General features: G+C 65.0%; 16 protein-coding genes. 3 read left to right on the forward strand and 13 right to left on the reverse strand.

The window, feature by feature from the left end; all coding sequences use genetic code 11:
* Positions 1–60: 60 nt before the first annotated feature.
* Positions 61–1,665: a GMC family oxidoreductase gene (locus ACQUS8_RS14245; RefSeq protein WP_435102268.1), complete on the reverse strand. Its 1,605-nt coding sequence runs from the start codon at positions 1,663–1,665 to the stop codon at positions 61–63.
* Positions 1,662–2,192, reverse strand: coding sequence for a gluconate 2-dehydrogenase subunit 3 family protein (locus tag ACQUS8_RS14250; protein WP_435102270.1), 531 nt, complete (start codon positions 2,190–2,192; stop codon positions 1,662–1,664). Before ACQUS8_RS14250 ends, ACQUS8_RS14245 begins: the two co-directional genes overlap by 4 nt.
* A gap of 145 nt (positions 2,193–2,337) precedes the next feature.
* Here ACQUS8_RS14250 and ACQUS8_RS14255 point away from each other — a divergent pair, with 145 nt between their 5' ends.
* Complete coding sequence (locus ACQUS8_RS14255) at positions 2,338–3,480, forward strand: ABC transporter ATP-binding protein (protein WP_435102272.1); 1,143 nt, start codon at positions 2,338–2,340, stop codon at positions 3,478–3,480.
* A 104-nt stretch (positions 3,481–3,584) separates the two neighbouring features.
* Here ACQUS8_RS14255 and ACQUS8_RS14260 read toward each other — a convergent pair whose 3' ends face one another.
* From ACQUS8_RS14260 to ACQUS8_RS14285, 6 genes are all read right to left on the reverse strand, one after another.
* Complete coding sequence (locus tag ACQUS8_RS14260) at positions 3,585–4,241, reverse strand: hypothetical protein (RefSeq protein ID WP_435102274.1); 657 nt, start codon at positions 4,239–4,241, stop codon at positions 3,585–3,587.
* A gap of 81 nt (positions 4,242–4,322) precedes the next feature.
* On the reverse strand, positions 4,323–5,183 hold the full coding sequence (locus tag ACQUS8_RS14265; RefSeq protein ID WP_435102276.1) for a carbohydrate ABC transporter permease: 861 nt from the start codon (positions 5,181–5,183) through the stop codon (positions 4,323–4,325).
* Entirely contained in the window at positions 5,176–6,096 is a 921-nt protein-coding gene (locus tag ACQUS8_RS14270; protein WP_435102278.1) for a carbohydrate ABC transporter permease, read from the reverse strand. The genes ACQUS8_RS14265 and ACQUS8_RS14270 overlap by 8 nt, the downstream gene beginning before the upstream one ends.
* A gap of 31 nt (positions 6,097–6,127) precedes the next feature.
* Positions 6,128–7,477, reverse strand: coding sequence for an ABC transporter substrate-binding protein (locus ACQUS8_RS14275; protein ID WP_435102280.1), 1,350 nt, complete (start codon positions 7,475–7,477; stop codon positions 6,128–6,130).
* 162 nt (positions 7,478–7,639) lie between these two features.
* On the reverse strand, positions 7,640–8,995 hold the full coding sequence (locus ACQUS8_RS14280; protein ID WP_435102282.1) for an extracellular solute-binding protein: 1,356 nt from the start codon (positions 8,993–8,995) through the stop codon (positions 7,640–7,642).
* Positions 8,996–9,168: 173 nt separating this feature from the next.
* Entirely contained in the window at positions 9,169–11,712 is a 2,544-nt protein-coding gene (locus ACQUS8_RS14285) for an alpha-L-arabinofuranosidase (RefSeq protein ID WP_435102284.1), read from the reverse strand.
* Positions 11,713–11,881: 169 nt separating this feature from the next.
* Between ACQUS8_RS14285 and ACQUS8_RS14290 the strand changes: the two genes are divergently transcribed.
* Together ACQUS8_RS14290 and ACQUS8_RS14295 are read left to right on the forward strand one after the other, a co-directional pair.
* Complete coding sequence (locus ACQUS8_RS14290) at positions 11,882–14,014, forward strand: alpha-L-arabinofuranosidase C-terminal domain-containing protein (protein WP_435102286.1); 2,133 nt, start codon at positions 11,882–11,884, stop codon at positions 14,012–14,014.
* A 48-nt stretch (positions 14,015–14,062) separates the two neighbouring features.
* Positions 14,063–15,178: a M24 family metallopeptidase gene (locus ACQUS8_RS14295; protein ID WP_435102288.1), complete on the forward strand. Its 1,116-nt coding sequence runs from the start codon at positions 14,063–14,065 to the stop codon at positions 15,176–15,178.
* A gap of 209 nt (positions 15,179–15,387) precedes the next feature.
* Here the strand turns inward: ACQUS8_RS14295 and ACQUS8_RS14300 are convergent, their stop codons facing one another.
* The 5 genes from ACQUS8_RS14300 to ACQUS8_RS14320 all read right to left on the reverse strand — a co-directional run bounded on the left by ACQUS8_RS14300 (position 15,388) and on the right by ACQUS8_RS14320 (position 21,459).
* Entirely contained in the window at positions 15,388–16,452 is a 1,065-nt protein-coding gene (locus ACQUS8_RS14300) for an oligopeptide/dipeptide ABC transporter ATP-binding protein (protein WP_435102290.1), read from the reverse strand.
* Entirely contained in the window at positions 16,445–17,503 is a 1,059-nt protein-coding gene (locus ACQUS8_RS14305; RefSeq protein WP_435102292.1) for an ABC transporter ATP-binding protein, read from the reverse strand. The genes ACQUS8_RS14300 and ACQUS8_RS14305 overlap by 8 nt, the downstream gene beginning before the upstream one ends.
* Positions 17,504–17,506: 3 nt before the next feature.
* Complete coding sequence (locus ACQUS8_RS14310) at positions 17,507–18,388, reverse strand: ABC transporter permease (protein WP_435102294.1); 882 nt, start codon at positions 18,386–18,388, stop codon at positions 17,507–17,509.
* A gap of 110 nt (positions 18,389–18,498) precedes the next feature.
* On the reverse strand, positions 18,499–19,509 hold the full coding sequence (locus tag ACQUS8_RS14315; RefSeq protein ID WP_435102296.1) for an ABC transporter permease: 1,011 nt from the start codon (positions 19,507–19,509) through the stop codon (positions 18,499–18,501).
* 159 nt (positions 19,510–19,668) lie between these two features.
* The gene (locus tag ACQUS8_RS14320) at positions 19,669–21,459 is read right to left on the reverse strand and encodes an ABC transporter substrate-binding protein (protein ID WP_435102298.1); all 1,791 of its coding nucleotides are present in this window, start codon (positions 21,457–21,459) and stop codon (positions 19,669–19,671) included.
* Positions 21,460–21,615: the final 156 nt, after the last annotated feature.

Consider the following 21,615-nt stretch of genomic DNA (forward strand, 5'->3'; position numbering starts at 1 on the left):
GCAGTGCTATTCTATCTTTCGGAGGGGGCGACACCGTGGGGCGAGACGGCGGCGCGACGCTCAGAGGTCAGCATCGATGTGCTCGGCCGCCTTGAGCGAGAGCGCGCCGATGGTGAGCGTCGGGTTCATCGCGCCACCGGTCGGGAAGACGCTGCTCGAGGCGATGGAGAGGTTCGTCAGGTCGTGCGTTCGCAACCGGGCGTCGACGACACTCTCCGAGGGGTCCGACCCCATCCGCGTGGTCCCCATCGGGTGGCTCCCAGCCCACGGCCGGCGCGGGTTGGCCTCGTAGGTGATAGTCGCCCCGAGTTCGTCCATGATGTCGCGCTGCACCGACAGGGCCTTCTCCGCCGTCTTGACCGCATGCTCCCCGATGGTCCACGAGACGTCCGGCACCGGGTTGCCGTGGTCGTCGGTCCGCGACGTGTCCAGCGTCACCGTGCTGTCCTTCCGCGGGAGTTGCTCGACGAGCGCCTCAGTCCCGACGTGCCCGCCGACCGCGCCCTCGAGCGCGGACGCCAACTCGTCGCCCCACGACCCGTCGGAGAGCGCAGCCTCGACGGCCGTCGGGCCCGCGTAGTTGAGCAGGCCGACGAAGAAACTCCCCGGCGTCTGCTCCTCGTGGTCGTAGAACTGGTGTGTGACCGACGTCGTGAACCCGACGCGGTGCTGGCCCGTCGGCCGGTCGAGGCGGCCGCCGACCCCGACGAGCGCGTGGTCCATGAAGTACCGCCCGACCGCGCCCGAGGAGTTCGCCAGCCCGTCCGGATACTGCTCGGACTCGGAGAGCAACAGGAGCCGCGGCGTCTCCACCGCCCCACGGGCGATGACGAACTGGCGCGCCTCCTGTCGGTGCTCCGTCCCGTCGGGCGTCGCGTAGACCGCCGACGTGACCGAGTCTGCGTCGTGTTCGAGGCGTTGGACCGGCACGCGGTCGATGACGCGCGCGCCCTCCGTCTCGGCTTTCCGGATGTGGACGTCCCCGCTGTATTTCGCGCCCGACGGACAGACGGGCATGCACGTGCCGTAGCCGACGCACTGGCTCCGACCGTCGAAGGACTCGCTGTTCCGCGCCTGTGGCACCGAATGCAGGCGGATGTCGAGTTCCTCGCAGGCGTCCGCGAACAGCGAGTCCGAGTAGCTCGGCGGGAACGCGTCCATCGGGAACGACTCCTCGCGCGGCGGCGCGAACGGGTTGTCGCTCCCGCCCGACACCCCCATCTCCGACTCGACAGCAGCGTAGTACGGGCGGAGGTCCTCGTAGCTGAGCGGCCAGTCGACGCCGACGCCGTAGCGCGACTGCATCTCGAAGTCCTTCGGGTGGAACCGCGGGGTGTAGCCGATCCAGTGGAGCGTCGTCCCGCCGACGCCCTTGACGCGCGTCTCGTTGAGCGGGTAGGGGACGCTCCCGGAGGACGTGTAGGCGTCGCGCTCGCCGCCCATCTCCCAGACGTCCTGCCGGTCGTACGACGGGCGGAGGGAGCGCTCCATTCGCTGGATACGACTTTCGAGGTCGAACCGTGGGCCCGCCTCGAGCACGACGACGTCGTGGCCGCGGCGCGCGAGGTCGTGCGAAACGAGGCCGCCGGCGGGCCCCGCGCCGATGACGCAGACGTCCGCGCGCTCGGACGGCGTCCGGTCGATGGCGGTGTCGCTGCTACTCATTGTCCCGGCGCTCCCTGATACGCCTGTATCCCACCGGGATAGCCCGCGGGGTTCTCCGTCCCGACGAGTCGGCCGCCCGTCGGACTGGAGAAGAGGGCGTAGAGGAGGTCGTTGACGAGGTAGTAGCGGACGCGCTCTCGCTCGCTCCCCCCAGGGTCAGGGTCGGCGTACTCCTGCCCGAGACTGCGGAGGACGTCGTCTCGCTCGTCCTCGGAGAGGTGACGGAACGCGGCGTCATGGCGCTCGCGGGCACGGGCGTTCACGACGGCTATCGCGTCGGTGACGTGCTGGCGGAACTCGCCGTCCGCATCGAGGCGGCCGTCGGCGTACGTCTCGACGAACTCCGCGACGCCACTGACGTCGGAGGGATAGAGGACTTCGGCGAGCGCGACGAGCGTGCCGAGCGGTTCGTCCCGTGTGGACCCGGTGTCGCCGGAGTCGGTCTGGGTGGTGTAGACGGCAGCACCGCCGACGGCGAGTCCGCTCGCGGCGAGGACGGCGACTGCATCGCGGCGCGTCAATCGCATACCGTATTCTTCATTATTGATGTATTTAAATCCTCGCGTGGGTGCCGGAGGTCGGACGACCACGTCGGCACGGACTCCGACCACGGGCGCGCATTTCTAGGGGGAACAATTATGTAGTATCCGGCGAAGTATACGGTAGAAACTCATGAGCGAAGTCCGATTCAAGAGCGTGAAGAAGGTATACGACGACGACATCGTCGCCGTCGACAACTTCAACCTCGATATCGAAGACGGGGAGTTCGTCACCATCGTCGGACCTTCTGGGTCTGGTAAATCGACGCTACTCCGCATGCTCGCCGGCCTCGAAGACATCTCTGGCGGAGAGGTGACCATCGGTGACAAGGCCGTAAACGACGTCCCCGCTCAGGACCGCGACGTCGCGATGGTGTTCCAGAACTACGCCCTCTACCCGCACATGACCGTGCGGAAGAACATGTCCTACGGGCTCCGACTCACCTCCGACCTCTCCGAGGAGGAGATCAACAAGCGCGTCGAGGAGGCAGCCGAGATGATGGGCATCGAGGACCAGCTCGACAAGAAACCCGCCTCCCTCTCCGGCGGCCAGCAACAGCGCGTCGCGACCGGTCGCGCAATCGTCCGCGACCCCGCAGTCTTCCTGATGGACGAGCCGCTGTCGAACCTCGACGCGAAGCTCCGCGCACACATGCGTATCGAGCTGCAGCGCATCCAGGACGACCTCGAAACGACGACGGTCTACGTCACCCACGACCAGGAGGAGGCGCTCACGATGAGCGACCGAGTCGTCATCCTCGACCAGGGCGAACTCCAGCAGGTCGGGACGCCCGCGGAAGTCTTCGACAAGCCCGCGAACCTCTTCGTCGCCGACTTCATCGGCTCGCCCGCGATGAACTTCTTCGACGTCGAACTCGTCGGCGACCGCCTCGAAGGCGAGGCGTTCTCCTACGAAGTCTCCTCGAAAGTCGCAGACCGCGTCCGCGACCGGAAGACCTCCGACGAACTCGTCCTCGGGATCCGACCGGAGCACATCCAGTTCGCTGACTCCAACTCGGTCAACGCCATCGAGGCGACGCTCGACGTCCACGAACCCGTCGGTGACGACAACTACTTCTACCTCCGCGCGAACGACGTCGAGTTCACGATGCGGATCATGGGCGACCACATCTACGACGAGGGCGACGACCTCACGGTCACCTTCAACGAGGAGAAGATGCACATCTTCGACCGGAAGACGGGGGAGAACATCATGATCGAGGACACCACGGCCAACCCGAAATCGGACAGCACACCGGCCGCCCAACAGTCCTAACACCGCGTTCGCGCACTCTTTCGTCCACTTTTTGCGCTGTCGAAGTGAGTACCCGCCCAGTCGCGACGTCGACGATGGCCGAGTGTGGCCTCGCCGGTGAGCAGTTACTCCCGCCGGGACGCCGTGTACGGCGACCAGCTGTCGTCGGCCGCCGTCTCACGCTGTGGCGGCCCGAGAAGCGTTTCGAGGTGGAAGGCGAACGCGATCCCACCGAAGACGAGCACGAACCCGATCGTCATCAGACCCGCGACGACGGCGATGAGAACCGTCCCGAGACCCATCATCGTCGCTGAGAGCGCGTTCTGCCCGGTCCAGCGAACCGCCTGACGGACCGACGACTCGAGGTCGTTCCCGGTCGCGAGTCCCACGAACGTCGGTATCGAGAGGAGCCACGTGTACGCGGCGGCGTAGGCCGTGACGACGCCGAGCGCGAGGGTGAAGGCAGAGCTCGACACGAAGTACTGGCGCGTGTAGAGGACGGAGAGCGTGAGGAACACGACCGGGAGCGCAGCCAGCAGGACGGAGGAGACTCCGTGGCGCTTGAGCGTCGTGACGACGTGCCCCCGGTCGAAGCTGTACTGTTCGCGCAGCGACGCGATCGCGGCGTACGCCCCGAGCGTCGCCGGCCCGATCGTGATAACGGGGAGCGAGCAGACGAACCAGAGGGCACTCACGGCGATGAAACGCGGGCCGTTCTCGTAGAAGAACCGAGCGGCGCCGAAGAACGATTTATAGACGGCCTTCGTGTCGACTGATCTCATTACTACGAGTGTGCACCCGCGGCAGTAATTAGGTTATCCTTCGAGCAGGCACCGGTCGCGGAGAAAGGAGGCCGGGCAGGACTACGTGACGCCCTGCATCTCGACTGCGGACATCAACTGCTCCTGGAGTAGCAGGAACAGGATGAACAGCGGCCCGGACGCGATGACCGCGGACGCCATCGTGAGCGCTGGCTGATAGGTGAACGTGTCGCGAAGGACGACGATACCGATCGGGAGCGTGTACATCGCCTCGTTCTGGAGAACGATGAGTGGCCAGAGGAACTGGTTCCAGCTCCAGACGAACATGAACAGCGCGAGCGCGGAGAGGATCGACCGCGAGAGCGGGAGAATCATCCGCGTGTAGATCCGGAAGTTCGAGAACCCGTCGAGTTGAGCCGCTTCCTGGATCTCGTAGGGGATGTCCCGGAAGAACTGCGCGAGGAGGAACACGCCGATCGGACCCGCCGCGAACGGCAGGATGACGGCGAGGTAGCTGTTGATGAGCCCGAGGTCGGAGATGAGCATGTACAGCGGGATGATGTTCACGAACCCGGGAACCATGAAGCTCGCGACGATCAGACCGAGGACGTACCGCTGACCCGGCCAGTCGAGGCGCGTAAGCGCGAACGCGATCATCGAGTCCACGACCAACACGAGCAGCGTCGTCGCCGACGCGATGAGGATCGTGTTGACCGTCCACTGAATGATGCCGGAGCCGGTGAGCAGCTCGACGTACTGGCTGATCGTGACCGGGTTCGGGATCCAGTTCATCCCCGCGGCAACCGCTCCCTCCTGCGTCTTAAGCGACGTCGAGATCATGTACAGGTACGGCACCAAGAACAGGAATGCCGCGCCGTACATGACGGCGTGCACGAGCACGCTACGCACGTCTATGTTCCCTGGCAGGCGCGATTCGATCCGGTTGGTAGTTGCGTTACTCATTGTCGCCTCCGAGGAGGTAGTAGTTCAGGATGGACACGACGACGAGGATCGCCGTCAGGACGTATCCGATCGTCGCCGCGTACCCGAAGTTCCGCTGGTTGAACGCCGCCTGGTAGAGGTACATGACGAGCGTCTCCGTCGTCTGCCCGGGCCCACCGGACGTCATGACGTACGGCTGACCGTACACCTGGAACGCCCAGATGACGTTAATGACGACGACGAAGAAGATGGCGTGACGCATCTGCGGGACGGTGACGTCCCGGAACATCCGCCACGACCCCGCGCCGTCGAGGCGTGCGGCCTCGTAGAGGTACTCGGGGACGCTCTGTCGCGCCGCAAGCAGGATGACGAAGCTGAACCCGACTAGCCACCAGACCGTCGTAATCGCGATCGACGGCATCGCCCAGAAATACGACTGGAGCCACTGGGGCGGGTTGGACATGATCATCCCGAGGTAGTGGTTGATCACGCCGTACTGCGTCGAGTACAGGTTCGTCCAGACGACCGCCGCGACGGAGACCGTCAGGATGTACGGGCTGAAGAAAATCGCCCGTAGCACGCCCCGCCCCCTGATGTCCCGGTTGACGCCGAGCGCGAGCCCCAGACCGACGACGACGATCGAGGGCACAGTGAGCAGGGTGAAGTACAGCGTGTTGAACAGTGCGTTCCAGAACTGTGGGTCTGAGAGGAGGTGGCTGTAGTTCCCGAGGCCGATGAACTCGGAGCGCGAGGGGAAGATCGCGTTCCACTCGAAAAGGCTCATGTAGCCACCCATCACGAGCGGGTAGAGCAGGAACACGCCGAAGATGAGGAGGTATGGGAGCGAGAAGAGGATCCCCTCAACGAGCTCTTTGCGCGAGCGGGAGAGGGAGAACATCCCGTCACCTCCTCTCAGACGGTCGATAGCGGACATGATTTTTCAGTATGGTAGTAGATACTTCAGTCTATTGCACGTTCTTCGTCCACGACTGGACGCCGTTCTGGATCGCCTTCTCGACGGTGGTGTTCTGCGAGTACGCGTCGGTGATCCATGTCCAGTTACTGGTCGCGTAGAGGTCCGAACTCTCAAGCTGCGGCCAGTACGAGAGCTGACCGTCCTGTGCCATCTCCATGTAGGACTTCAGCGTCTTGTTCCAGAGGTCGGAGTTGCGGAGCTGGTCGCCGTTCAGGATGGGGTTGTACGCGGGGAGGTGGCCGGCTTGCGCCCCCCACGACGGGTTCTGCTGGGTAATCCACTCCGCCGCGCTCACCGCCGCCTGCACGCGCTCCTCGCTCGCGCCCGACTTCTTCGGAACGATGACCGTGTGGCTGTCGGCAGTGGAACGGAGTTGCTGGGCGTCCGGGAAGACGCGCGGCTTGTCGAAGCCCCACTCGAAGCTCTGCTCGCGCATGACGTTGACGTACCACGTTCCGTTGACGGTCATGGCGACGTTCCCGTTCCGGAAACTCTGGGCGACGCGGTCCGCGGAGATGTCGGGGACGTCCCAGTTGCGCTCCCCGGAGACGCTCGCGAGGAAGTCCAGGGAGTTCGTTCCGGCGTCGCCGCCGAAGACGGCCTCGGACTGGTCGTCGTTGAACATCTTGCCGCCGTACTGGTGGAGGCCCATGAACCACTGTCGGAAGCCACCGCCACCACCCCAGTACGGGTCAGGGCTGAACGGCTTCGCGTCGGTGTTCTCCAGGATGGCGTTACACGCCTCCTTGAACTGCGTGAAGTTCTCGATGGGTGGCTCGACGCCGGCCTCTCTGAGGATGTCCACGTTGTAGTAGAGGCCGACCGGGTGGGAGTCCATCGGCACTGCGTACGTGCCGCCGTCGATCTTACAGGCATTCAGAATCTGGTCCACGTAGTCGGTGGACGACATCATCCCGCTGATGTCGGTGAGCGTCGGCTTGAACCGCCGGAGGTACGAGGCGTGCGAAATCGCGAGGTCCGGCGGCGAGCCGCCAGTCATCGACGTGTAGAGGCGGTTGTAGTGCTCCTCCCACGGCGTCCGCTGGCGATTAATCGAGATGTTGTCGCCCAGCGGCTTCTCCTCGTTGAACTTGTCAATGATGGCCTTCATCACCTCCCCGTCGCCACCACTGAACAGCGTCCAGTAACTGAGCTCTATCGATCCGTTACCACCACCGCCGCCACCGCCGCCACCGCCGCCCATAAGTCCCGTACAGCCGGCGAGGCCGACCGCACCGGCCACCCCGGTCGCTTGCAGGAATCGGCGTCGGTTGGATTGTCCAGACGTCTGTCGACTCTCGGCGTTCGAGTCCGCCATCTCCTCCTTGGTATCCGGCATCACACTTGTGCTACGACACTATATCATGATAAATGTTCCTGTTCTTTATGCAATAATAGTGCACTATAGAATGAGGTGTCGACGAGGAGAGACGGGGCAGAGCGCGCTATCGGTTGCCAGAGGCGCCCACCCACGCACGGATAGTGTGGACGCGCTCGCCGTCTACTGGACGTTCGAGTTCCAGGTCTGGACGCCCTGCTGAATCGCCTTCTCGACCGAGAGGTTGTGCGCGTACGTGTCGGAGATCCACGTCCAGTTGGAGCTGCCGTAGAAGTCCGCGCTCGGGAGCTGCGGGAAGTACGCGAGTTGGTCGTTTTGCGCCATCTCCATGTAGGGCTGCAGGGTCCTGTTCCAAATGTCGGCGTTGCGGAGCTGGTCGCCGTTCAGGATGGGGTTGTATGCCGGGAGATGACCGGCCTTCGCCCCCCACGACGGGTTCTGCTGGGTGATCCACGCCGCCGCATCGACGGCGGCCTGCACGCGCTCCTCGCTCGCGTCCGACTTCTTCGGGACGACGAGCGTGTGGCTGTCCGTCGAGGCCCGGAGTTGCTGGGCCTCGGGGAAGACGTGGGGCTTGTCGAAGCCCCACTCGAAGTCCACGTCACGCATGACGTTGACGTACCACGTTCCGTTGAGCGTCATCGCGACGTTCCCGTTCTGGAAGCTCTGCGTCACGCGGTTCTCCGAGATGTCGGGGATGTCCCAGTTGCGCTCCCCGGAGACGCTCGCCATGAACTCCAGCGAGCGCGTGCCGGCGTCGCCGCCGAAGACTGCTTCCGAGCGGTCGTCGTTGAACATCTGCCCGCCGTACTGGTGGAGGCCCATGAACCACGCGCGCATCCCGCCACCACCGCCCCACACGACGTCCGGGCTGAACGGTTTCGCGTCGGTGTTCTCGCGGACGGCGTTACAGGCCTCCTTGAACTGCTGGAAGTTCTCGATGGGTGGCTCGACGCCCGCCTCGTTAAGGAGGTCGACGTTGTAGTAGAGGCCGAACGGGTGGGAGTCGAGCGGGACGGCGTACTGCCCGCCGTCGATCTTGCAGGCGGACAGGATCGACTCGACGTAGTCGTTCGAGGAGAGCATCCCGCTGATGTCGGTGAGCGTCGGTTTGAACCGCCGCAGGTAGGAGGCGTGGGAGATGGCGATGTCCGGCGGGTTCCCACCAGTCATCGCGGTGTAGAGGCGGTTGTAGTGCTCGTCCCACGGCGTCCGCTGGCGGTTGATCGTGACGTTCTCGCCCAGCGGCTTCTCCTCGTTGAACTTGTCGATGATGGCCTTCATCACCTCCCCGTCACCGCCGCCGAACAGCGTCCAATAGTCGAGGGTGATGCTTCCGTTTCCACCACCCCCGCCACCCCCACCCCCACCGCCGCCCATTATCCCACCACATCCCGCGAGACCGACGGCGCCGGCGACGCCCGACGCCTGCAGGAAGCGACGACGGCCGAGAGAGGTATCCGAGGTGTCCCCACGTGCGCTACTCGGGTCCGTACCCGTAGGTGTGTTATCTTGCATCACACCACCAGGTACTGACCTATCCCTCATAAACGTTTCTCACGGACTGATTGGACGAAACGGCGGCGAGGGACCGTCAGGCTGCGCCAGCACGGACACCCAACAGTCGTTCCTACCTGTGGAACAGATGGTCTTTACACATATACTGGTGTTCGGAGAGAGTGGGCGCGGCCTCAGCGCGTCGGGTTACCCCGGCGTGAGGACTCGCCCTCCTCGTGGCCGCGTCGGCGACCCGGGTCGCTGTCGTCCTCGATCGGGATGGCCTCCTCGCCGTCGAGTCCCGGCCAAACGCCGTTGTCGCCGACGACGTCGGCGCGGCCCTTGTCGTTGTTGACGAAGAGTCGCGCGATGGACGCCGGCCCGAGCGTGAGCGAGAGCGTGCCGTCCGCGGACACCTCGCGAACGACGTGCCCGACCGTGTAGTTCGACGGCTCCTCCCACGACGTCGCGATGTCGTGGGGCAGCGGGCGCTCCGACGCCGACGGTTCGAGCGTGACGATTTCGACCGCGCTCCCGGCGTAGCGCTTCCCGAGTTCGACCGTCACCTCACCCTTCGTGCGAAGGTTGCGGTTCGTCAGGAAGACTGCAAGGTCCTTCCCACGACGGTCCTGCATCGCGGCCGCATCGACGTACGGCACGTCCTCCATCGGGTTGATGCGCGGGCCGGTGTTGGGGAGGTCACGACTCGCACCCGAGGCCGTCACGCCCACCGAGTGCCACTCGGCCTTCCCCTCGAAGACCGCCGAGTAGAGGCCCGTGACGGACCCGTCCGGCCGCAGCGGGTTCGGGTCCGGCGGGTAGTCGTTCGTCTTCACCGGCACCCACGACTTCGTCGGCACCCACGTCTGGGAGAGCCACCGCACGGTGTCGTTCTCGCGGATGGCCGCGTTCAGCGCGCCCGCGACGTATGCCGCGCCCGGCATCGTCCCCGGGCCGGGGTAGGGCGCGCCCGACGCGACGGTCGGGAAGATGCCGAGCTCGCTGAGGTTGACGTAGAAGTCCTCGTACCCCTTCTCCTCGGCGAGGTCGCCGAGCCCGGCGAGCTGCTCGCCGAGCTGCGTCGCCGCCATCACCAGCACCTCGTTGTAGTCCCAGTCGTCCGCGTTGTTCTCGGTCTTCCAATCCTCGACGGCGCTCGCGTCCGAGAGGCCCCACTGGTAGCGGTGGATGTTCAGGCCGTCGAGAATCTCGGGGTCGAGTTCCTCGAGGAGCGTCTCGTTCCACGGGTTGTCGTTGTGCTCGGCCTCCGCGGGGTCCCAGCCGCTCGCGATGACGGTGATGGAGTCGTCCACCTCGCGCATCGCCTTCGAGTACTCGTCGAATCCGACCCGCTCGTCGTCGTTGAGGCCGGCCCGTTCGTCTTTGTCGGACTTGCCCTCCGGAGTCTGGTCGCCCGCGACCGCCGAGTCGTTTCCGACGGCGTACATCGAGGGGTCCGGGGTATGTCCCCACTGCCACGACCCCCAGACTTCGTTGCCGACGCCCCAGTGTTCGACGTTCCACGGTTCCTCGTGGCCGTGTTCGGCGCGGAGCGCGCCCATCTCGGTGTCCGTGCTACCGTTCGCGTACGCCACCCAGTCGGCGGCGTCCTCGGGGAGAATCTGGCGTTCGGCCGCCCATTTCGGCGGGTTGTCCCACCACCCGACAGTGATTTCGGGGACGAGGTCCGCCACCTCGCAGAGTTCGAGGTATTCGGCGGTGCCAAAGAAGTTCGGCTGCATGCCCTGCCACGCGTGGTTGAAGCGCGGCGTCCGCTCCTCCAGCGGCCCGATGCCGTCGCGCCAGTTGTATTGACTGGTGACGTTTCCGCCCGGCCACTTCAGCCACGTGCCGTTCTGCTCCTCGAGCAGCTCGACGGTGTAGGGGTTGAACTTGCCGTTGACGGCGTCGTCGGCGGCGAGCTCGACGAAGTCGATGTCGAAGTGGCCGTCGCCCTCCGCGGTGAAGGTGAGGGTGTACTGGCCGTAGGGCGTCTCGACGTTCGCGACGGCGCCCCCGACGTACTGGTCGCCGCTCCGCTCCTCGAGTTCGAGCGTCGGCTCGTGGCGCGTCCACTCCTCGGAGACGCCGAGCGAGGATTCGGCGAGGACGTCGCCCTCGAGGGTCGTGAGCGCGACGGTGACGCTGTCGACGCTCCCGCGGACGGAGACGCCGAGGTCGTAGCCGAGGGTGCGCTGGTCGGGGAGGACGATGCGCTGTTTCAGGCCGCCGGTGGTGCCCGCGCCGTCGAGCGAGATGCGGGGGTAGCCGACCGAGCCGTGCGGCGTCTCGCCGCCGGCGACGCGCTCGCCGTCGGTGCGGTGGGAGACGGTCACGCCGTCGCCGGCGATGCGCTCCCACGGATAGGGGAGGTCGGCGTCCCGCTCGACCTCGTAGAAGGTGTCGATGTTGCCGGCGTCGAACCAGGAGTCGGGTACTCGCCAGAACGTCGGGTTCATGACGTGCAGCGAGTAGACGCCGGGATAGATGGTGGCGTCGCCGTAGTGTTCGTTCAGGCGGCCGAACAGCGTGTCCGGGACATCCATCTCGGAAGCGTCGTCGGTGTCGACGGTGACGGTGCTCTGGATGGGGTCGCTCGTCTCGGCGGACGCGGTGCCGCTCCCCGCGCCGACCGCCGCGCCCGCGACCAGCATCGACTGGGTCGCGAGGTATTGGCGGCGGGAGAGGCCGTTCCGGTCGGTCGATTCGCTCTCGTCAGTTGATGGATCGGAATCCATGCGAACGCCACTTTGTAACATACCTATAAATTATTATCGTTAACGTTTGTTATGTTATGATGTATGACTGCTGCGCGTGACGGAAACCGCCGTCAGTCCGGCGCCGAGAGCCGGTAGAGTCGGCCGGTCGGCGTAGCTATTTACGGGTCGGCCGTGAGGCTCCGAGTCGATGACGGAACTCTACAGCCACACCGGCGGCGACGGCGAGACGGCGAGCGTCACGCTCGACCCGTCGCGGCGCGCCGACTACGACGTCCCCGCCGAGCTGTTCGGGAAGTTCATCGAACACCTCTACTCCCCGTGGCGCGTGAAGAACGCCCTCGAAGCCCAGACGCTGTTCAACCCGACGCTCGGGTCGTGGAAGTTCCAGCACGAGACCTACGACGCCGACGGCGGCCGCGGCGCGATCCACGACCACGACGAAATCGCCGAGCGGGTCGAGACCTACGTCGAAACCCACGACCTCCCTGGCGCCGAGCGCCTCGAGGACGCCTACCACGGCGGCTGTGCGTTCTGGTGGTTCCACCACGGCGACGGCGTCCGCACCAGTCCCGACGTCGGCGTCGCCGGCGACCGCGCCCAGCGCATCGAGGTCGGGAATAACGGTCGGGCCGGCATCGCGCAGTGGTGTTTCCTGCCGCTCCATCGCACCGACACCTTCGAGGGCGACGTCGCCCTCCGCGCCACCGACGAGACGACGGTGCGCCTCGCGCTCCACGAGACGGACGACGAGGGGGACCTCGGCGACCCGGTCGCGACGACGACGGTGACGGCCGGCGAAACCTACGATACCCACGAATTCGAGTTCGCCGTCGAGGACTACGACTGCGCGGACGACGCCGTCTTCGGCTTCAGCGTGACGACCGCCGAGGAGGCGAACCTCGTCGTCGACCACGTCCGGTGCTACCCGGACGACCACGTCAACACCGCCGACCCCGAAATCGTCGAGTTGCTCCGCGACGCCGAGTTACCCGTCCTCCGGTGGCCGGGCGGGAACTTCGTCTCCGGCTACCACTGGGAGGACGGCATCGGCCCGATCGAGGAGCGCCCGACGAAGCCGAACCCCGCGTGGGACGGCATCGAACCGAACCTCTTCGGCACCCACGAGTTCCTCGAGTTCTGCGAGGCCGTCGGCTGTGAGCCGATGATCTGCCTGAACGCCGGGGACGGCTCCACGGGCGAGGCGGCGCGCTGGGTCGAGTACTGCAACGGCGACCCGGAGACCACCGAGATGGGCGCCTTACGGGCCGAACACGGCCACCCCGAGCCCTACGACGTTACCTACTGGGAGGTCGGGAACGAAGTATACGGCCCGTGGCAGGTGACGTGGACGACGCCCGACGGCTATGCCGACCGCCTCGAGCGCTTCACGGACGCGATGACCGCCGTCGACGACGACATCGAAGTGTTCGCCTGTGGCAACCGCCTCACCGACTGGAACGACCCGTTCCTCGCGTCCCGCGACGAGCTCGACTGGCTCACCGACCACGTCCTCCTCGAGTGTCACGCCGACGCGAGCACCGACCCCGTCGAGGTGTACAACGCCCACTCCGGCATCGCCCACCAGCTCCGCGAGGAGTACGACGCCGTCCGCGAGGACTGCGAAGCCGCCGGGCTCGGTGACACCCGACTCGCCATCACCGAACTACAGTTGTTCACGCGCTTCGACGAGGGCGCCGAGGGCGACGCGATGACCGAGGCCGACCTGCCGCGTAACTCCTCCATCACGGAGGCCGTCTTCGACACGTCCATCGTCAACGCCTGCATTCGCGACGACTTCGTGCGGATGGTGACCCACTCCGGCGTCGGGAACCACGGCGCGGGCGTCCGGAAGGTCCGCGAGCGAACGCACGCCGAACCCGCCTACTACGGCCAGCGCCTCGGCCTCTCCCTCGCTGGCGGCACGCCCGTCGGCGTCGACGTCACCTGCGGGACGTTCTCCACCGAGACGACGTTCGGCGCGGACACCGCGAAGTGGTTCGGCCAACTCGACCCTGTCGAGGACGCGCCCGCCGTCGACGTCACCGCCGTCGAAGACCCCGACGACCACGACGCCGCCGCCCTCCTCGTCCACCGCGACGCCGGCCGCGACGACATCGCCGTCGAACTCGACGGCGGCGGCCTGTTCACCGACCACGACGACGTCACGGTGACGACGCTCACCGCGGACGAGATGACCGCCGAGAACACCTACGAGGACCCCGAGAACGTCACGCCGACCGAGTCGACGGCAGCCGTCGAGGACGGAACCGTCTCGCTGACCCTCCCGCAGTATGGCGTCGTGCGCGTCACCGCCGACTGACGGCCGGCAGAAAGGGGGATTTTTACTCCGCGGTGCGACTGTGAGCGTATGGCGTACGCCATCGAGACGAAACTCGACAGAATCGACGCGCTCCGCGAACGCCGCGACCTCGACGAGCTCTGGTTCCTCACCCCCGCGAACTACGGGTGGCTGAGCGGCGGCGACCCCGTCGTGGACGCGACGAGCGACGTCGGCGTCGCCGCCCTCGGCGTCGGCGACGACGGCGTCCGCGTCCTCGCGCCGAATAACGAACGCGAACGCATCATCGACGAGGAACTGCCGGCACTCGAGGCCGCCGGCGTCACGCCCGACGTCACCGAGTACGGCTGGGCGGAGCACTCGCTCCGGGAGGCCGTCGCCGCCACCCACCGCGGCGAGGCGGCCGCCGACGTCCCCGTGCCCGGTCTCGATACGGTCAATGCGACGCCGCTGCGCGCGCCGATGCCGGCGGCGGAGCGCGAACGCTACCGGAGTGCGTGCGTCGAGACGGCCGAAGCCGTCGAAGCCGTCGCGCGCGACATCACACCCGAAACGACGGAGAACGAAGCGGCCGGCGCGCTCGCACAAGCACTCCTCCAGCGTGGCTTCCGCGCGCCCGTCGTCCTCGTCGGCGGCGCGGAGCGCTCACAGCGACATCGGCACTTCACGCCGACAGACGCCGAACTCGGCGGGTTCGCACACCTCACCGTCGTCTCGGAGCGCGGCGGGCACGACGTCGCGGTGACCCGGACAGTGGCGTTCGACCCGCCGGAGTGGCTCCGCGAGCGCCACGACGTCGCCTGCCGCGTCGCGGCGACGGCGGCCGCGGCGACCCGCGAGCACGGCGACGCGGACGGCACGGCGGGCGACGTTTTCGACGCTATCGAGTCAGCCTACGCGGAACTCGGCCACGAGGGCGAGTGGCGCGAACACCACCAGGGCGGCGCCATCGCGAGCGAGACGCGCGAGTGGACGGCGACGCCGGGTGCCGAGACGGCACTCGCGGTGCCGATGCCGTTCGCGTGGAACCCGACCGTACAGGGCGCGAAGTGCGAGGACACCCTGCTCGTCACCGCGGACGACGTCGAGGTGGCGACGGCCACCGGCGAGTGGCCGACGACGACGTACGACGCGGTCGGCTACGACGCGAGCGTGGCCTTCCACGACCCGCTCGACGTCGAATAGCCGAGTTTTCGACGTTCGTCGTATAAAGTATTATGTGGTCGTCGAACTAGATGGGGAGTATGCGCTCGAACTGTGCGCGATGTACCGGTACCGTCGAACGACGAGGCGGCACGCTCGTCTGCGAGCAGTGTGGCTACACTCCTAATCACGGCGCAGACTGACAACGACACGAGCGGAAAGAGACGTCGAGAAGGAGAAGCGACCGACGATCAGTCAACCAGTTCCGGGCTGTCCCAGTACTCGTGGTCGTCGATCGCGCGATAGCAGGCGACGCGGTGGTCCCCGTCCTCATCCACGTCCGTACCCGGCGGTTTCTCCTTGCAGACCTCGCGGGCCTCCGGACAGCGCGTGTGGAAGCGACACCCCTCGGGTGGATTCCGCGGATCGGGAATGTCGATCTTGCGGAGCGGAGACTCCAGTTCTTCCTCGTCGGCGTCGGGATTCAGGCTCGGCGCCGCCCACATCAACACTTTCGTGTACGGGTGCTGAGGGTTCTCGACGACCTCGTCGATCGGACCGATCTCGACCAGCTCGCCGAGATACATGACGCCGATGCGGCCGTCCGCCTTCCCCGTGACATAGCTCGCATTCGAGAGGTTGTGGCTGATGAAGAGGTAGGACGTGTTGAACTGGTCCTGGAGCTCCAGCATCAGGTCCATCATGTCGATACGCAGTGAGACGTCGAGCGCACTCACGGCCTCGTCCGCGAGGATGAGGTCCGGGTTCATCAGCAGCGCACGGATGAGTGCGACACGCTGGCGCTCCCCACCCGAGAGCTGGTGCGGATACCGGTTCGCGTAGTCCTCGGGGGGCTCCATCCCGACACGCGAGAGCATCTCGTGGACACGCTCACGACGGTCGAACGTGTCCATATCGGGCTGTGTGAGCTTCAGCGGGACCATGAGCGAGTGGAGGACCGTCTTATTCGGGTTGAGCGACGCGCCGGGATCCTGGTGGATGATCTGGAGCGCGCGACGGATGCGTTCGAAGGGGATTTCGACGTCACCGTCCCCGTCACGGGCCTCCCAGATGTCCTGCCCACGGTACTCGACCGCTCCCTCGGTCGGGCGCTGTGTGCCGATTGCCGTCTTCCCGAGCGTCGTCTTCCCACAGCCAGACTCGCCAACGAGCGCGACGACGTCGTTCTCCTCGATATCGATCGAGACGCCGTCGACAGCCTTCACGACGTCCTTCTCCCGGGAGAAGATGCCGGACTCCGACTCGAAGTGGACGTGAACGTCCTCCAGCGAGACGACGTGCTCCTCCTCAGTCATGGTACTCTACCTCCTGCAGGTTCAGCGGGATCTCGTCGCGCGTCCGGTCTATATAGTGACATTTCGCTTGGTGGTCGGCGCTGTCGTCGTTGGATTGGAAGGGAGGATCGTTCTGCACGCAGTTCTCGTCGGCGAGCGGACAGCGCGGATTGTACGTACAGCCGACGGGCACGTTCACCGGGTCCGGGCTCTTGCCTTCGATTGGCCGCATCTCCTCGCGCGGCGTGTCGAGGTTCGGTGTCGAGTTAAGCAGCGCACGCGTGTATGGGTGCTTCGAGTCCGTGAGGACGTCGTACGCCGGTCCGACCTCGATGAACTCGAAGGCGTAGAGGACACCGATACGGTCCGCGAGGTTGGCGACCAGCGGCAGGTCGTGCGTGATGAAGACGATGGTGAGGTCACGCTCTCGACCGATTTTCCGGATCAGCTCGATGATGGAACGTTGCATCAGGAGGTCGAGCGCCGCCGTCGGCTCGTCCATCACCAGCACTTCCGGTTCGAGGAGCAGGCTCAGCGCGAGGAGCGCACGCTGCTTCATCCCGCCCGAGAGTTCGTGTGGATACGACTCAAACACCTGCTCCGACTCAAGGTAGAGCTGGGAGAGGAGTTCGTCCGCGTGCGCCATCCCCTCGTCAACGTCGCGACCGTGCGTCTTCAGCGTCTCCTCGAAGTGGTCGCCGATGGTCATTGTCGGGTTGAACGAGCTCATCGCACCCTGGAAGACCATCGCGATTTGCTCCCAGCGGATTTCCTTGATTTCGGACTCGGACTGATTGAGGAGGTCGATCGGTTCGCCGTCCTCGGGGTGGAACATGATTTCCCCCATGAGGACGCCGGGTTCGGGGACGGCGTCGAGGAGCGCGGACGCGAACATCGACTTCCCCGAGCCGGATTCCCCGACGACACCGAGGATTTCACCCCGGTCGATGTCCATGTCGACCGAGTCCATCACCTTGGATTCGCCACGCTCCATGTCGAACGTGACCGAGGCGTTTCGGACTTCGAAGATTGGGTCTGTGACGTCGAACTTGTGCGTAGTTTCGGCTTGCATGAGTTACTTCTCCATCGGCGAGGTCTCGTCGATTGTCTCGGCGTGACGTGCTCTGATACGCGGGTTGAAGAGCCGTTCGGTTCCCTGTGAGAACAGGACGAGACCGAACGACAGCAACACGATGGTCGCCATCGGGAGGACGACCCAGTAGACGGAATCCCACGAGTAGATCGCACCGCCCGTCGAGTACGCGCGGTTCAGCATGATCCCCCAGTTGTTGAACGCGACTGGGAGAATACCGAGGTAGTAGAGACCGACGGACCCGAAGATGACGGCACGCGCGGTGTTCACGAAGCTAATCAGGACGAACGGCATGATGTTCGGCAGGATGTCGTCGTAGATGATCCCGCCGGTCGAGCGTCCCATGATCCGCGACGCCTCGACGTAGGAGTTGTCGCGGAGCTCAAGCACCTGTGAGCGGATGTTCCGTGCGAGGCCCGCCCAGGCGTTAATCGAGAGGACGATCCCGATGAGGTACGGGTCGCTCGGGTTGAACGTGACGACGAGCAGGATGATGAGCGGCAATCCCGGAATCGTCATCGCGATGTCGACGACGGTCGAGATGACGGTGTCGACCGTCCCGCCCTTGTAGCCGGAGACGGTGCCGAGCACGACGGCGATGACGGTGGCGAAGACTGCACCCGCTGCGATCATCTTCAGCATCGGCGGCGTGGCGTGGACGAGGCTGGCCATGAGCCCTTCGCCGAGGTTGTTCGTCCCCAGCGGATAGCCCGGCGCCTCGAAGATGCCGGCGAGGCGCGGCCCGCCGACGGACGGCGGCTCGACGAGGTGGACGCCGACGGTGCCGACGAAGATGTAGAACAGGATGATGATTGTCCCGAGTTGCGTCCGCCAGTCGCTCCAGACGACTCGGAACGGAGTCATGACGTAGCGATCCAGTCGCTCTCGGTAGAGATCCGACCTGGATCGTGCTCTCTCTGGCTCGGTGCTCGAACCGCCCGTGAACGTCTCGTTTGCTTCTGACATGGTTCTCTTTAGTATGACTCACCCGACCCCGTAGAGACGCGGGGGTCGACTTTGCTGTAGGTCAGGTCAGCGAACAGGATACAGAGGACGACGGCCACCGTGATGGTGATGAAGATCCCCATCATGAGCGGGTAGTCACGCGCGTTGATGGCAGTGAGCAGGTAGTACCCGAGTCCTGGGTAGGCGAAAATCTGCTCGAGGACGACGGAGCCACCGAACATGAACCCGATGGAGATCATGAACTGCGTGTACAGCGGAAGGACGGCGTTGCGGCCGACGTAACGGGTCGCGATGCGCCGTCCAGAGACACCCCGAAGGTGTGCGACGCGGATGTACTCCTCACCGATCTCCTTAATCGCGTTACCACGCATCCCGAGTGAAATCCCGCCGAATCCGGTGATGACGAGCGAGAGAATGGGGAGGGTCGCGTGCTTGATGATGCTCCCGATGTACGCCACGGAGAACGACGCCTCCAGTCCGGACGCGACGTTGCCCGACGCCGGAAGGAGGGAGAACTGGATCGAGATGACGTAGACGAACAGGAGTGCGGCAATGAAGTACGGGACCGAGTTGAGGAACATCGAGACCACGGTCGAGGTAGTGTCGAACCACGAGCCCTCCTTGTACGCCATCGCGGCTCCCAGGACGATACCGATGGCGAACGTGAGGATAATCGACGTGGTGAGCAGGAAGAGTGTCCACGGCGCGGACTGGAGGATGATGTCCGCGACCGGCTCACCGTACCAAATCGAGCGTCCCAGATCGCCCTGTGCGAGGCTTGAGACGTAGTACCACAGCTGCATCCATATCGGTTCTCCCGGATGGATGTTCATGTAGTCCGCCGCAAGCGAGCGAAGCTCGCTCATACTTATCTGATTCCCCGTGCGGGACTGCATCAGCTTCGCACGGAGGTAGTCGACCGGGCCACCGGGCATCGCCCGGACGAGGAGGAAGGTGAGTACGACCACGGAAAGTACCGTGAGAATCGATTGGCCGACTCGCCTGACTATGTATCGCATGGATTACTGTCTAACATCATTATTGGGATGTCATATAGGTTGTGGTCTTTCATGCAGAACGCCGCGACGGTCGAGGAACAGAACCGCCAGCAAGCGGCGGGAAAACACCGGCACGACGAGGGTGAAAAAGCGGAAGACGACGTGGCCCGTCGGTTCGTCTCAGTTAGACTTCGCGTTCATGAGGCCCATCCGCGGGAACCACCACTGCGGCCACTTCGCCTGCCACTCGTCGGCGTCCTTCGACGGCTGCCAGTTCCAGTCGTCGTTGGTCATCCACGCGGTGTCGTTAATCTCGAGGATCGGGAGCATCGGGATGAACTGGTTGGCGACCCACGCGAACTCGGTGACGGCCTGCTGGAGGTTCTCCTCCGACGCGTTCCGGACGTTCTCGAAGAGTTGCAGGACGTCGACGCTCTGCAGTTCACCGTCGGGCTCACCGAGCGGCGGCACCTTCACCTCCGTCGGCTTGAAGTTCATCTTGTACACCTTGTCCGAGAGCGGGCGGAACCACTGACCGAAGGTGTACCACGGGTTGTCACGGCCGAGCGTCCACCCGGTCGCGGCGGTGACGTAGTTCCCCTCCAGGTAGTGGTTGGGGTAGTAGGACGTCGCGTCGATCATCTTCACGCTGGATTTGATGCCCTCATCGGTGAGCAGGCTGGAGATCGTCTTGTAGATCGGGTGCCAGTCGGTGTAGCCCGCCGGGACCTTGATCGGCATCTCGAGCTGCGTGCCGTCGGGGCGCATCCACTTGCCGTTCTGCTTCGTGTAACCCTGTTCGCGGAGCAGACGCCGGCCGCGCTCGGGGTTCTGGTAGCGATACAGCTGGTTCGCACCCTCGTCGGTGACCCAGCGCGTCCAGCGGTCCGTCTGCTCGTTGTTGCTGTTGATGTTGCCGACGAGACCGCTCGGGGCCTGCACCGGAACACCGAACTGACCGTAGTTGCGCGAGACGAGGTCGCGGTCGATGAACTCGGCGATCGCCTGGCGGACGCGGATGTTGCCGAAGTCCTCGTGCCCGCAGTTGAAGGGGAGCGACTGCCCCCAGAGCGCCGGAAGCTGGTTGTTCAGGATGCCGTCCTTGTTCTTGGCCTGGTTGAGAACGGACTGCGGTGGCGTGAAGTTGCGCACCATGTCGATGTCCCCCTCCGGAACCATCCCGAGGATGACACTGGCGGTGTCCGTGGAGGCACGGATGACGTCCCAGTAGTCGAAGTTGATCTTGTCCGCGTCCGGGTGGTGCTCGTAGAGCTCCATCCGGTACCGGCTGGAGGAGCGAGACTTGAACTTGAACGGGCCGTTCCCGAACGGTTCGTCGAACTTCGCACTCCGGAGGTCGGTACGGACGCTGTTGCGCTCCTCCTTGCTCGTGGCATCGACGAACCGCTCGACGTAGTCGCCGTAGCGGTGGTGCGGGACGTTGAGCCAGAAGTTGTTGAGCGACTGGCGGAAGATTGTCTCGTTGACCGTCCCGTCGAGCGGGACCTGAACCGTGCGGTCGCCGGTGACCTGAATCTCACTGGCCTTGTAGAGGCCGGAGACCGTCGAGTTGACCGCAGCGTGGCAAACGAGCCACGCCTTCAGGTCCTCGCCGGTGACTGGGTCGCCGGGGTCGCCGTTGTGCCAGGTAAGTCCCTCGCGGACCGAGAGGACGGCGGTCTCGTCCTTGCCGTTGTACTCGTCGATGGAGACCGCGTAGTCCGAGAACTCGTTCGTTCGGATGTTCCACCGCTGGAGCATGTCCGTCTGCAGCGGGTGGCTGAACGGCTGTGTGAAGTTGAAGTGGTTGAACTGCCAGTTCGTCGGGTTGTCCGTGGTGTAGTTGGCGAAGGAGTTGTCCGCGACGCCGGACCCCCCGGACCCGCCGTTGGAGGAGGTGGTGGTCGTGGAGTCGTTGCTCTGTCCGCCACATCCTGCAAGCGCCATCATCCCGGCGCCCGCACCGGCCATACCGGTTCGTCGAAGGAGCTCTCGACGTCGGACCTCACCGCTGGACCGACCGTTATCCCCACTCGGGTGGTTGCTCGATGTCACACATGTCCATGCCGATTCATTCATAATAAATGTTAGCAAGCTATTCTCGTTGCTGTCCAGAAATACTGACTC

This window comes from Halarchaeum sp. P4 (genome assembly GCF_051195175.1).
Lineage (GTDB): Archaea > Halobacteriota > Halobacteria > Halobacteriales > Halobacteriaceae > Halarchaeum.